Origin of the sequence: Paraglaciecola sp. (assembly GCF_051252315.1) — a bacterium.
GTDB lineage: Bacteria > Pseudomonadota > Gammaproteobacteria > Enterobacterales > Alteromonadaceae > Paraglaciecola.
Genome location: NZ_JBPOFP010000065.1, coordinates 1 through 14232, shown reverse-complemented (window position 1 = coordinate 14232; position 14232 = coordinate 1). Strand labels below are relative to the sequence as shown.

At 39.4% G+C, this 14232-nt stretch carries 9 protein-coding genes; 6 read left to right on the top strand and 3 right to left on the bottom strand.

Annotation, left to right across the window (positions count from 1 at the left end):
- From ppx to ACSHXM_RS13450, 3 genes are all read right to left on the bottom strand, one after another.
- Positions 1-1530, bottom strand: coding sequence for an exopolyphosphatase (gene ppx, locus ACSHXM_RS13460; protein WP_435689283.1), 1530 nt, complete (start codon positions 1528-1530; stop codon positions 1-3).
- 1 nt (position 1531) lies between these two features.
- Positions 1532-3604 (bottom strand): polyphosphate kinase 1, encoded by a 2073-nt coding sequence (ppk1, locus tag ACSHXM_RS13455; RefSeq protein WP_435689282.1) that lies wholly within the window; start codon positions 3602-3604, stop codon positions 1532-1534.
- 184 nt (positions 3605-3788) lie between these two features.
- Entirely contained in the window at positions 3789-4292 is a 504-nt protein-coding gene (locus ACSHXM_RS13450) for a glycine cleavage system protein R (protein ID WP_435689281.1), read from the bottom strand.
- Between the two features lie 282 nt (positions 4293-4574).
- On the opposite strand from ACSHXM_RS13450, the gene ACSHXM_RS13445 reads away from it, so the two are divergent.
- The 6 genes from ACSHXM_RS13445 to ACSHXM_RS13420 all read left to right on the top strand — a co-directional run.
- Positions 4575-5252, top strand: a complete 678-nt coding sequence (locus tag ACSHXM_RS13445) for a TIGR00153 family protein (RefSeq protein WP_435689280.1) — start codon at positions 4575-4577, stop codon at positions 5250-5252.
- Between the two features lie 12 nt (positions 5253-5264).
- Positions 5265-6533, top strand: coding sequence for an inorganic phosphate transporter (locus tag ACSHXM_RS13440; RefSeq protein WP_435689279.1), 1269 nt, complete (start codon positions 5265-5267; stop codon positions 6531-6533).
- Between the two features lie 251 nt (positions 6534-6784).
- On the top strand, positions 6785-9589 hold the full coding sequence (locus ACSHXM_RS13435) for a hypothetical protein (protein WP_435689278.1): 2805 nt from the start codon (positions 6785-6787) through the stop codon (positions 9587-9589).
- A 171-nt stretch (positions 9590-9760) separates the two neighbouring features.
- Complete coding sequence (locus ACSHXM_RS13430) at positions 9761-12403, top strand: TonB-dependent receptor domain-containing protein (protein WP_435689277.1); 2643 nt, start codon at positions 9761-9763, stop codon at positions 12401-12403.
- A gap of 682 nt (positions 12404-13085) precedes the next feature.
- On the top strand, positions 13086-13895 hold the full coding sequence (locus ACSHXM_RS13425) for a phospholipase D-like domain-containing protein (RefSeq protein ID WP_435689276.1): 810 nt from the start codon (positions 13086-13088) through the stop codon (positions 13893-13895).
- A 109-nt stretch (positions 13896-14004) separates the two neighbouring features.
- On the top strand, positions 14005-14232 hold a 228-nt coding region (locus tag ACSHXM_RS13420), incomplete at its 3' end, for a hypothetical protein (RefSeq protein WP_435689275.1).

Genomic DNA, 14232 nt, shown 5'->3' with positions numbered 1-14232 from the left:
TTACTCATAAATTAATTCGAAGCCCAATTCTCGAATATATAAACTTTCACGTTCGATATCGGCGCTAAATACTGGTTTCTTATTTAACCAACCTTCAGGAAATTGCACGTATAATTGAGAACCGTCTGCTCTAATTAAAATTTCAGGAAGAATATCATCTTGGCGTTTTATATTCAGCAATACTCCGATACGTAAGAGTGCAATTAGCTTATAAACTTGGCCTTGTTGAAACGTAGTAAATTCTGGCATTTCTGCTAGTTTAATTTTTTTTCGGTGAAAACGGGCTAGGGTAGCAAGTAAAATTTGTTGCTCTTGACTGAAACCAGGCAAATCTACGTTATGTAATATGTAACTAGAATGCCGTTGGATCCCTCGAGTGTTAATTTGTAGGCCGACTTCGTGTAATAAAGCCGCCCAGCCTAGTAAGTTTTTAAACTCCTGGTTATTAATACTCCACGACTTTTTCACTTGTTGATATAGATAAGTCGTTGTGGATAGAACTCGCTTAGCGTGGGCTACGTCAACGTCGTAGCGAGTGGCTAAACTTTGCGCACTGCGCTCACGAATATCTTGATGTTTTAGGTTATCTTCCATTTCATACAAAACACCTTCCCTCAGGGCAGAAGAAGAAAATTCCATTTCAGAGATATCTAAACTTTTAAATATACCAATGAGTATGGATAAACCGGCAGCAAAAACAGGTTTTCGATCTTCAGATAAACCTTCTAAGGCTAGGTCTTCGCTATTGCGTGCGGCGCAACATAGCTCCATTAATGTATATAAATCGCTTAACGAAACTTTGTTGTCTCGGTTGGTGCCATCTAAGTGGGAGGCTAATTCTACAATCACTTTTATGGTACCTGAAGTACCTATACACGCTTGCCAACCAATATTGATGTACTTTTTATCAATTAACTCTAATGCTTGTTGGGCACTGGTGATGGCTTTGTTAAAAGCCTTATGTGTTAGTTCGCCTTGTTTGAAGTATTTATTGGTATAGCTCACACAACCCATTTGTATACTTCGAAGTATGAGTGTTTCGAATCCTTCTCCCACGATGAATTCGGTAGAACCACCTCCAATATCAACGACTAAGCGTTTACCTTCTAAATGATTGGTATGAGCCACACCTTGATAGATCAGTCTGGCTTCTTCCACTCCTGAGATCACTTCAATGGGAAAAGGGAATACTTTTTTTGCAGCTTTGATAAAGTCTTTAGCATTATTGGCTTTACGTAGTGCGTGAGTTGCCACCACTCTGACGTAATCTGGGTTAAAACCTTGCAGACTCTCTGAAACAAGATTAAGTGCGTCTAATCCCCTTTGTATTGCTTCTGGTGACAGTTTTCCATCTTTGTCTAAACCATCAGCCAGTCTTACCTTGGGTTTCAGCCTGTGCAGTATTTGTACTGAGTCGGCTACAATACGAGCCACTACTAAATGAAAACTGTTGGATCCCATGTCTAACGCCGCAACTTGACGGTTGTCTCTTTCTTCAACACTTTCAAATGCGGATTTAACGTTAGGCATTTTAATCCTTCTCTTTGGCTTTTAAATATTTGTAAGTTTCTATCTGGGAGCGCAACTTTTTACGGTTTCCCCTTTTAACGTAATGATTAGACTGATCTTTGTCTATCACTCGTGCTTTCAGGGTATCTTTGAACTGAATGTTCAGAATGTCCAGAATTTTTTGCTTTAAATCAGGGTCATACACCGGACAACCTACTTCAATGCGGTAGTCCATATTTCGGGTCATCCAGTCGGCAGATGATATAAACATCTTTTGTTCTCCGGCACTTTCAAACACCATCACTCTTGGGTGTTCTAAATAACGGTCAACTACACTGATAATACTAATATTTTCGCTTAGGCCTTTTACGCCAGGAATTAAACAGCACATACCACGAATAATTGCCCGTACTTTCACCCCGGCTTGGCTGGCTTTGTATAAATCATTTATTAAAGATTTATCATCCAAGTTATTAATTTTTATGATAATACTGGCCTTCATGCCCTCTTTCGAATTTTGTATTTCTTGGCGGATCAATAATTGGATTTTAGTACGAGTATTAAGCGGTGATACCTGTAAATGCTGGAATTTCAGTTTTCGGTATGGTTGCTTGATAAAAGTGAAAACGTCCTCCGCTTCTTGGGCCAACTCTTGATTACGGGTAAATAAACTGAAGTCAGTATAAATCTTCGCAGTTTTTTCATTAAAGTTACCAGTACCAAAATGGGCATAATTAATTAATTCGCTTTTTTCTTCTCGGGTGACCACACATAATTTACTGTGGATTTTTAGGGCTGGCATACCAAATACAACTTTCACCCCTGCGTCTGTCAGTTTCTTCGCCCAATTAATATTATTTTCTTCGTCGAATCTTGCTCTGAGCTCAATAACCACTGTGACCTTTTTACCGTTATCTACCGCATCAATTAGCGAGTTGATAATGAGAGATTCACTGGCCACTCGGTAGATATTTAGTCTGATGTGTTTAACACTTGGATCAAACGCGGCTTGGCGAACAAACTCTGTGACATGTAAAAATTTATGGTACGGATAATACAATAAAATATCTTTAGCGGTGATGGCGTCAAATACCGTATCGTATTCACTAAAGTCTTTGCTGGTTAAAGCAGGCAGCTCAGGATTTTCAAGGTAAGCTCGGCCGATATTAGGGAAACCAATAAAGTCTTTAAAGTTACGGTAGGCGCCACTGGCATTTAGGCTGTCATAAGAAGATATTTTTAATCGTTTCTTTAAGTCTTTGAGCATGTCCTCTGGCATTCTGCTGTCGTAAACCACACGCACAGGTTCAGCAATCAATCTTTGTTTCATGCTTTCAGACATTTTATCTAAATAACTTTCATCGATTTCGTCATTTAGTGAGTATTCAGAGTCGCGGGTCATTTTGAATGAATAGGCTTCTAACCCATCAAACTCAATAAACCCCTTAAAAATACTCTCTAGGTTTAGACGAATAATATCGTCAAGCAGCATGATATATTTTTTCTTACGACTTGCTTCCGGCGGGATCACCACAAACCTAGACAAGTACTGAGTCGGTACTTCTACTACTGCATAGGCATCAGACTTTTCATTGCGCAAAATTCTGATATACAAGTAGGTCACAGAATCATTCAGACGAGACAGTAACTTCACTTTTTTTGTCAGCAATACAGGCGCAATATGACATAAAATTTTGCTTCTAAAATAATCTTTGGACCACTTGGCATGGTAGTCGTTTAAATCTTGTTCACCGAGCAAAAAAATGTTGTAGCGAGCTAAGCCTTTAATTACTTCCAGATGGGTTTTGTCAAAGTCTTTAGTGAGACTGGATACTTTTTGCTGAATTTGCTCCATCTGAAGTTTGGTTTGCTCAGCTTGTTCGGTTTGGCCTTCATTCAAATAGATGTAAATTTGACGTTTTACATCTGCCACTCGTACTCGATAAAACTCGTCTAAGTTGTTAGAAAAGATGCCCAAGAAACGGATACGCTCAATAATGGGATTAGAAGTGTCTTTTGCTTCTTGTAATACTCTTTGGTTAAACGATAACCAACTTAATTCTCGAGGATAATAGTGACTGGGTAAATCTGCCATGAAATGTTTCGTTTTAGGTGTATGCAAAAGAAGCTATCGTCCTTAGAGATTATGACACTTTAATGAATTAGGTAATTAAAATACTCTAACATTTTATCTTGCTAAATTAACTGATTATATTTTGCACATTTAACAAGATAACTGTTTAATTAAGGATAGCAATACACATGCCAGCTCTTTAATTCTATAACTTTTCGATATCCACCATTAAATCATCCGCCACAGCCTCTAAGCTTTCGGTTAATTCCAATAAATCAAAATCAACTGCAATAGAAATGATTGCATTGGCTTTAAATAAATTGCCTCCCCAATTCGGTGCGCTTTGGCAGCTTGAGTCGAATTTCATTATATTCAAATTAAATTGATTCAATATATTGGTCAATTCTTGCACTATGCCAGTGCGGTCGTTGCCGGTAATTTCAATTTTAGCCGTTTTGGCATGGTTATTTGGGGCCTCTTGGGCTGCAATTAAATGTATTTTCAAATGGGGATGTTGAGAAAAAATGTCGATTAAATCTGGGTGCTTTTCGATGGGTAAATTAATTTGTACAAACCCCGCAAAGTGCCCAGCCATATGGGATAGGTTGCTGCCTAGCCAGTTGCCGCCAAGTTCATAAACGGTTTGCGCCAAGTCGTTAATTAAGCCAGGCTTATCTTGTCCTACTAAAGTAAATATCATCGGTTTCATAAAAGTGTCACATTTCTGTAATAAAGTGTTCGCCGTGGTTACTGTAGCCTAATGTATTATTGTCAAAATGTAAGCATTAAGTTTATAAGTAATTTAGACTAAATAAAAAGTATGCTGAATATTTCAATGTTTAGAATTTGTTATATTCAGGGTAGTTTTAGGGGAGTTCCCCATTCATGCCATTAAGTAGTATTGAATATACTCAACGTGGCTTAAACGGGCAATGTTCGATCTTATAAATCGTTAATTGTCACAGATGTTTTAACATTGAAGAGAATAATTATGCCAATGAATTCATTTTTAGGCGTGTTTGCAAAATCACCACTTAAACCTCTCGAGGATCATATCAACCTAGTACATAAGTGTAGCCAAGGGTTGTTACCATTTTTTGATGCTGTTTATGCACAAGATTGGAAATCTGCGCAGGAGTTGCAGAGAAATATTTCACTTCTGGAAAAAGAAGCGGATGAAATTAAACGTGAATTGCGTATAAGTTTGCCAGTGGGCATTTTTATGCCAATCCAACGTCAAGATGTTTTAGATTTGTTGACTCAGCAAGACAAAATAGCCAATAAAGCGAAAGATATCTCGGGACGTATTTTAGGACGACAGTTAGTTATTCCAACAGAGATTCAAGAATCTTTCATGGCGTATCTAAAACGTTGTATCGATGCTACGAGTCAAGCAACTAAAGTGATTAACGAATTAGATGATTTGTTAGAAACGGGTTTTAAAGGTCGTGAATTACGTTTGGTTGAAGACATGATTGAACGTTTAGATGAAATCGAAGACGATACTGATGGATTACAGATTAGTTTGCGTCGCTCGCTACTAGCACTTGAAAAGGATCTCAACCCGGTTGATGTTATGTTTTTATATAGCATCATCGAATGGGTCGGCGAATTAGCCGATATTTCTGAACGAGTCGGTTCTCGACTTGAATTAATGTTAGCTAATTAAGAGATTCTAACAATGGATATTATTAATAATTACGGTTTTGCGTTGATCATCATCGCTGCAGCGGTTGGATTTTTAATGGCATGGGGTATTGGTGCCAATGATGTAGCAAATGCAATGGGAACCTCAGTGGGTTCAAAAGCATTAACTATCAAACAAGCTATTTTGATCGCAATGGTATTTGAGTTCGCTGGCGCATATCTAGCCGGTGGAGAAGTAACCTCAACTATTCGTAAAGGCATCATTGATGCTGCGTATTTTACTAATACACCTGAGTTATTGGTGTTTGGTATGATTTCAGCACTTTTGGCTGCGGGTATCTGGTTAGCGTTCGCGTCTTACTTAGGTTGGCCGGTTTCTACTACTCACTCTATTGTTGGCGCCATTGTTGGTTTTGCTGCAGTAGGTGTTAGCGCAGATGCTGTTGAGTGGGGCAAAGTAGGTGGCATAGTCGGTAGTTGGATAATTACGCCTGCTATCTCTGGCTTTATCGCTTTCTTAATTTTCCAATCAGCGCAAAAATTGATTTTTGATACCGACAAACCTTTTGCAAATGCTAAACGGTACGTACCTTTTTATATGGGGTTAGCCGGATTTGTAATGGCTTTGGTAACCATCAAAAAAGGTTTAAAACATGTAGGTTTAGATATTCCTGCTGACCAAGGTTATTTCATGGCTATCGGAATAGCAGTGATAGTCGGTTTTGTAGGGCGTTGGTTCGTATCTCGTATTAAGTTAGATTTAAATGCGCAAAAAGAAACCCAATTTGCCAACGTAGAAAAAGTATTTGCTGTTTTAATGATAGTGACTGCTTGTTGTATGGCATTTGCCCACGGCTCTAACGATGTAGCTAATGCTATTGGGCCATTGGCTGCAGTAGTCAGTATTGTTGAAAGTGGTGGTGAAATTGGTAAAAAAGCTGCGCTAGTATGGTGGATCCTTCCACTAGGCGGAATCGGTATTGTTGCTGGTCTAGCCTTGTTTGGTCATCGCGTTATCGCAACGATCGGTAAAGGTATTACACACTTAACCCCAAGTCGTGGATTTGCTGCAGAGCTAGCCGCTGCTTGTACTGTTGTTATTGCATCGGGTACAGGTTTACCAATCTCTACCACACAAACCTTAGTAGGTGCTGTGTTAGGTGTAGGTATGGCGCGTGGTATCGCTGCTCTTAATCTAGGCGTGGTACGTAACATTGTTGTGTCATGGGTGATTACATTGCCAGCAGGTGCAGGTCTTTCAATCGTATTCTTCTTTATGATTAAAGGTATCTTCGCTCCATAATCAAGATGTTTGATTAATGGCTTAAGTCATTATATTTGAAACCCATTAACAATTCGTTGTTAATGGGTTTTGTTCTTTAGGCGCTATTACTTTCTTTAAATGCTGCCAGGTAAATTTAATTAACTTCCGTCTAGATACTCATTTATTAAAGTTTTGTGACAATTTTATGATGTAACAAAACTGTCATGCTCCTTGGTTACCCTCTCTCGCGTTTTCATAAATAACATATTTACTCGCATTTGGAGAGACTGATGGAATTCAAGAATATTTTTAAAGCTAGTGCAATATCAATGGCGCTAGTTTTGGCAGGTTGTGGTGGCGATATCAATATCAGTGAAGGTGATATTGATAACAGCACAACTGATAACAGTGTTGATAACAGCGTTATAACTAATCCAACAACGCCTACTACACCTGATACTCCAACTACTCCTGATGACACTCGTCCAGGTGAAGCGAGTTCATTTTTATCTGGTCAAGTATCAGATGCTTTAGGTAAGACTGTAGAAGTACGTAATATCTCAGGACGTTTATTACCAGACGCAAACTCAAACACAATCACATTAACTAAAGATGTAGTTTGGGCACTTGAAGGTCCGGTTTTTGTTGGTAACGACAATGCTGACTCGGTTGAGTTAGTCGTTGAGCCAGGCACTATCATTTTTGGTCGTAGCGGTGCAGATTATTTAGTAGTGAGTCGTGGTTCAGAACTTAACGCTGAAGGTACAGCAGCAGAGCCAATTATCTTTACGTCTTTTAATGACGTTATTGGTGACGAAGTTGGCGCTGGTCAATGGGGCGGCATGATTGTTTTAGGTAACGCACCTACGACTAAATGTCCTCAAGATGGCACAGCTTGTTCTTTACAGGTTGAAGGTGCTGGTAGCGGTGCAGTATTTGGCGGAAGTGATGATACTGATAGTTCAGGTACGCTTAAATATGTCGTAGTTAAATACGCTGGTTTCGAAATTGCACCAGACAACGAATTAAACGGTATCACTTTTGGTGGTGTGGGTTCTGGTACGACTATCGATTATTTACAAGTTCACGCTAACGCTGATGACGGTATTGAATTCTTTGGTGGTTCTGTAAGTGCTAAGCACGTTGTTTTAACTTCAATCCAAGACGATTCAGTTGATTGGGATAATGGTTATAACGGTATGTTGCAGTATGTTTATATTGAACATGCTTCAGATAACTCAGATGCTAACCGTGGTATCGAAGGCGACGGTGACGGCGGTGACGGCGAAGCGTTCTCTTCTCCTAAAGTGGCTAACATTACCATTATTGGTAACGACTTTGACACTGACGACACAGATTCTGAAGGTGTCTTGTTACGTGACCAAACTGGCGCGGCTATTACTAACATGCTTATTACCGGTTCAGCGGGCATGGGCGAGTGTTTAGAAATGGACACTGACGAAACTGTGCAAGGCAACTTAGCTGACGGCGACATCGCTATTACAAACTCTGTCATTTCTTGTCCAGAAGCGTTTAAATCGCCTGATGGTGCTGTTGACCTAGACCCTTGGTTTACCACTGAGCAAACTGATAACCAAGTTATTGCTTATGCAGATCGTGCAAACCTAGGTTTAAACATTGACGGTACATTAACCTCAGAAAGTGCTTTATTAACTGCGGGTTCTAACCCTGCTGATTTAGATGCTTGGTTTGACACTAACGAATTTATTGGCGCTGTAGGTGCTGATGATTGGCGTCAAGGATGGGCATTTGGTTTTGGTGGCGGTGAAATAGATGTAGTTGCTTCTGCTTCTGGTTGTCCTGCTGGCACTACAACTATCGCTGAAGTTGATGGTTCTACTACTACATGTCAAGTATCAGGTCGCATCACTGCTGATTTGACTTTAACTGCTGGTAACCACTACGCACTTTCTGGTGCTGTATTTGTGGGTGGCGACAATGCTGACAGCGCAACCTTAACAGTTGAAGCGGGTGTGGTTGTTTACGGTAGTTCAGGTAACGATTATTTGGTAGTAAGCCGTGGTTCAAAAATTGAAGCTAACGGTACTTCAACTTCTCCAATTACATTTACCTCTAGCCAACATATTGCTGGTGGCTTAGAAGCCGGTCTAGAAAACGGTACTGCTGGTCAGTGGGGTGGAATGGTTATTTTAGGTAACGGTAACTCAACTAAATGTCCACAAGACGGTACTGATTGTTCACTTCAAGTTGAAGGTGTACAAGAAGGTGCAGTATTTGGTGGAACTGACGATGAAGATAACTCAGGTACATTACGTTATGTACGTGTTATGCACGGTGGTTTCGAAGTGGCACCTGATAACGAATTAAACGGTATCACTTTTGGTGCGGTTGGTTCTGGTACAACTGTTGAGTATTTACAAGTTCACAAAAATGCTGATGACGGTGTTGAGTTCTTCGGTGGTGCGGTAAATGCCAAGTATGTTGTATTAACGGGTATTCAAGATGACTCAGTTGATTGGGATAACGGCTTTAAAGGCAACATGCAGTTCGTTTTAGTTAAACACGCTGATGACAATTCAGATGCTAACCGTGGTATTGAAGGTGACGGTGATGGTGGTTCAGGTACTGAATTCTCAAACCCAGTAGTTGCTAACATGACTATTATCGGTAATACATTTGACACGGCTGACGCTGATTCTGAAGGTGTGTTATTACGTGACCAAACTAACGCTCAGTTATATAACTTTGTCGTAACCGGTCCTGCTGGCATGGGCGAATGTTTCGAAGCTGACTTATCAGATGGCGACACGACTCTTGAGCAAAACATGGATGGCACAAGTGCTACTCAGTTAACCTTTGCAACGTCTGTATTAGCTTGTGGTGAAAACATTAAAAACTCTGGTGACTTCGACCAAGAAGCTTGGTTCACAGCACAAGCAGGTACTTCTACTGCAGCTGACCAATCAGCGGTATTAGATGGTATTTATACTATCGATACCACTACTGCAACGTCTATGTCTGACATGGGAAGCTTCTTTACTACCGTTGATTTCATCGGTGCGGTTAAAGATGCTGATAATGATTGGACTGCTGACTGGACTGTAGGGCTTTAATTAAGACTCAGTCTTTTGGAATAACATTCCGAAGTTAGTTAACAAATGCGTTATCTATGGCGAATCTTCTAAGTTTAATCGCCCTAGGTAGCGCACTTGCGTTTCAAATAGGTAGTGACGGTTACACAGTTACTTAAACTGCAAAAGTAGTGAGCAGTTAAAGAGGTCAAAATGAATAAGCCTGCAAACAGGTTTCCAGTAAAACAACTTACTCTTGCAATACTTGCGTCTATGGCAATGACACAAGGTGTAGTTGCGCAACAAGCCGATGATGTGCTTGATGAAGTTGTGACTACCGGAACAAGATTAAAAGGTACAGCAACTGCTGTTATCGAAGAGCGAAAGAATCAAGCCTTTGTAGCAGATATTCTTGGCGCCGAACAAATTTCTAGAACCGGTGATAGTGATGCCGCTTCTGCACTTCGCCGTGTAACGGGGTTAACCCTAGTTGACGGCAAATTTATATATGTACGTGGTTTAGGTGAGCGTTATTCAAGTACTCAACTAAATGGTGCTGCGGTTCCAAGCCCAGATCCAACACGTAACGTTATCCCTTTAGATTTATTCCCTTCAGATATTATCGAGAGTCTGTCGGTGCAAAAATCTTATTCACCTTCAATGCCCGCGTCTTTTGGTGGTGGTAACGTTGATATTCGATTAAAAACCATACCGGCAGATTTTATCTTTAATATGTCTGGTAGCTTAGCTTACAACACTGAAAATTCAGGTGATGCGTTAGGTTACAATGGTGGTGATAAAGATTGGCAAGGTAAAGATGATGGCACTCGCGCCGTACCTGCTTCAATTCAAGATCGCTGGGACAGTAAACAGTTTCTAGATAATTTAGATCAAGATGTGGCTTTGACTTTGTTACGTGATGTCAATCGAGATTATGATCCGTTAGCAGAAAGCGTAGGACCAGATGCTGGTGTGAGCTTTTCAGTGGGTAACAGTACTGACGTTGACGATTTTAGGCTCGGTTTCTTATGGACCACAAGTTACGATAATGAAACCTCTGTATCTGAAGAATATGAGTTACAACAGGCTGACAGAGTTCAAGAATCAATTAATATCGTACGTTTTTTTGACGAAATTTCTGTGACTGAAAACACAGTGAAATGGTCAAACATGTTAAATCTTGGTGTGGATTATAACCGTAACCATAAAATTGATTACAGCTTGATTGTGTTAAACGACACCAAAGATGAAATCAGTGAAAAGTTTGGTAATACAGAAAACTTAAATTTGGCTGAAGGCCTACGAATTCGTGATGTAGAAGTTGAATACGAAGAACGTAGCATGTATACCAATCAAATACGTGGCATGCACACTTTTCCTAAGTTTAACTTTGCTGGTTTAGATTGGAAATATTCTTTGGGGCGTTCAACACGTTATGCGCCAGGTAATGTGGAATCACGTTTTGTTATTAGTGATACTAACCTAGATGGAATATTTGCTAGTGATGATTCTATTTCATTAAACAATGCCCCAACTGCTGCTCGTTATTCGTTCCAGAATCTACACGATAGACTTGAAAACTATGGTTATAACTTCACTTACCCAACTTCAACTAAAGACTGGGAAATGGAGTTTAAATTTGGTGGCGATTTCTTAACTAAAACCCGTACATCAGATAACCGTCGTTTTGACATTAATACTCGTGCTTTTAATGACGGTAGTTTGTTAGCAGGTAATTCGTTTTCCACGATATTAAGCGACAGTGTGTTGTCAGACCCGACTAACTTTAGTAGTCGAGCTATTTTGCGTGACACCACAATTGCTGGTGATGACTATGTCGCTGCGCAAAAGGTTGATGCGTTTTATGTAGAAGCAGATTTATTCTACCAAGGAAAATGGCGTATCAGTGGTGGAGCTCGTTTTGAAGACTTCCGTCAGGTTGTGGCTCCATTCGACCCTCGTACTAACCAAATTGACTTACCTGATGAAGCAGACCGCGCACAGTTGGCTTTCCAAGAGGATGATTTCTATCCTGCTTTAGCCTTAACTTATATCCCTGATGCAAGTCAGCAGTTTAGGTTTAACATTGGTCAAACGGTGGTACGTCCTGATTTACGTGAAGTTTCATCTTCAACTTATATCGACCCATTGACTGATTTTCCAATTCAGGGAACACCTGGAATTAAAACTACGTCTATCATCAATTATGATTTACGTTGGGAATGGTATCGTGAAGCAGGGAACAACTTATCGGTTGGTTTATTTTATAAAGATATGGAAAACCCAATTGAGTCGGTACAGTCCCCTGCTCAGGATGGTCCTCCTCTAATTAAAATCGCAAATGCTGAATCTGGTGAGTTGTATGGTTTAGAAATAGAGTTCTTACAAGACTTAGCGTTTGTCGGCCAAGGTGTGTGGGACAATATTTTCTTATCGGGTAACTTAACCTTAAGTGATTCAGAGATAGAGTTAGACCGTAACAATATTGTTGAGCAAACGGGCTTGTCTGCGGCAGTGACAAACTTAACTCGTAGGTTAACAGGTCACTCACAATATGTTGCCAACCTTCAAGGTGGTTTTGATTCAGACAATGGTGAACATTCTTTGTCTGTAGTTTATAACGTATTTGGTGAGCGAATTTTGATCCCAGGTATTGATGGTTTTGATGATAGTTACGAAAAACCTTTCCATTCATTGGACACGGTTTACAAGTATTATCCAAACTTTAATACAACGATAACCTTTAAAGTTCAGAACTTGTTAGATCAACAAAAAGAAATTGAATTTGAAGATGTGTTGTTACGCTCTTCAACCAAAGGCACTAAGTTGAGTCTGTCGGTTAAATACGATTTCTAGTTTTATTGAGTGATACAACAAAGAGCCGCAATAGCGGCTCTTTTTTTTTGTTTTTAAAAGCATGTGCTGCGCGCACTTTATTCACTGCGTTCACCAAGCATTCGCGTTGCTCACAATGCATCGCTTCGCGATAAAGCATTCGCTTTGCTCACAAGTCAAAAGCATTCACTTCGTTCACCGCAATCCATTGCGGATTTTCACCCAGCATCCCTGCTGGGCGATGTACTTCTTTTCAACAGCTAAAAGAAGTACACAAGAAAAGCCGCGCTCCAACAAAGCTCTTTATCCAATTTTCTGCCGAATTAAGTAGGCCGCTTTTAGCCGTTCCCGACGGCCAAAAGCTCAATTGGCTATCCATGCCAATTGACCCACTTAATTCAGCAAAAAATCGGCGAGCTTTGATTCGCGAGAAAAATCAAAAGCATGGCTTCGCCACGAAAATTATCGGGTTTCGTTGTCTTTAGAGTAGAGTGAACGTGATTCCTATTGAGTTTGGGGTATTTCAACAAGTATGTTTTGCTTGAATAGCAAAAAACATTTATAAAAGAGATATATAGAGGCTGTGTAAAAAACTAGCCTGAAAAATATGCGACATAATGTCGTGTTTAAACACGACGTTTTGACGTCTAATAAATTGTTATGTACCAAGTGTTGAACTCTGAATAATGGAGAGTATTTCAAGTTGAAAGTATCAGACCTGACAATAAATGCACTTACGCCATTTGTAACTGGAGATGGAGCATCAACGCCATACTTATCAGGACCTGATCTTATAAAATTCTTCAATAACTTCGGTATAATAGATGAATATGTTTTTCGAAGTGGTGGGCTTCCAAATGCTTGGTCTAGAAATGAATATGCATATGAGACTTTAAAAAAAGTTAATGGAACTACTTATTTCAAAGCCCTAGTTGAAGCGTTAACTGATAGTAGAAAAGTCGATGAACCTGATGAAGTAGCACTTAAAATTCATAGTATTATTAAACATGATGGATATACATTAGAGAAAAATGACTCAGATATTTATCAAGTAACAGGTGGCGCTCTAGAAGATCCTATTGTTATAGAGGCACATTTTCAGGAAATAAAAAGCCAAATATTAGAAAGCATTAGAACTGCCAAATTTACTATTTGGGTTGCTGTGGCTTGGTTTACTGATAAAGATTTAGCAAATGAACTAAGAGTAAAACACTTAGAAGGTGTCAATGTCAGAATCATAGTTAATGATGACGAAACGACTGAAAAATATGGACTTCCATTCGACCAAAAAGGGATCGAATATATTAAGGTTTCACCTAATTCGCGTTGGGGTAAAAAATTGATGCACAATAAGTTTTGTATCATCGATTTAAATAAGGTAATCCATGGTTCATATAATTGGACTAGCAATGCTCAATATAACAATGAAAGCATTACTATTACTGAGAGTCGTGATGTTGCTGAAGACTTTTCTAGTCAGTATATCCTGCTTAAAAATCAAAAAGGTACATAACAAGCGCTTTAAACGGAAAAAATACAGTTGGCTGTTTTCACTCCGTTCAACATTTTAGCCAACAATATTTTTCCGCTTAAGCGGGCGTTACATTTTTTAGGAAACCACAGTGCAAACTGAAAAACTTAATGCATACTTCGAAGCAGGAAAACTTACAACAATCGCCAGTAAGAACTTTATTATTTTGAGTGCAGTTTTAATCATTTTCTCAATAATAGAGGCTGAGCCTAAATTTGAACTACCATTCTTAAAGTTAACTTTAGATTATGCGCTTGCCCTTAGTGTTTTATTTTTAATGCATGCTTTTAGTTTTTATAAGTTTATTGCGGCTGTTACG

Excerpts from the sequence above, each read along its gene's own strand:
- ACSHXM_RS13430 (WP_435689277.1), top strand. The coding sequence starts at position 9,761 with ATGAATAAGCCTGCAAACAGGTTTCCAGTAAAACAACTTACTCTTGCA.
- ACSHXM_RS13435 (WP_435689278.1), top strand. The coding sequence starts at position 6,785 with ATGGAATTCAAGAATATTTTTAAAGCTAGTGCAATATCAATGGCGCTA.
- ppk1 (WP_435689282.1), bottom strand. The coding sequence starts at position 3,604 with ATGGCAGATTTACCCAGTCACTATTATCCTCGAGAATTAAGTTGGTTA.
- ACSHXM_RS13440 (WP_435689279.1), top strand. The coding sequence starts at position 5,265 with ATGGATATTATTAATAATTACGGTTTTGCGTTGATCATCATCGCTGCA.
- ACSHXM_RS13450 (WP_435689281.1), bottom strand. The coding sequence starts at position 4,292 with ATGAAACCGATGATATTTACTTTAGTAGGACAAGATAAGCCTGGCTTA.
- ACSHXM_RS13445 (WP_435689280.1), top strand. The coding sequence starts at position 4,575 with ATGCCAATGAATTCATTTTTAGGCGTGTTTGCAAAATCACCACTTAAA.
- ppx (WP_435689283.1), bottom strand. The coding sequence starts at position 1,530 with ATGCCTAACGTTAAATCCGCATTTGAAAGTGTTGAAGAAAGAGACAAC.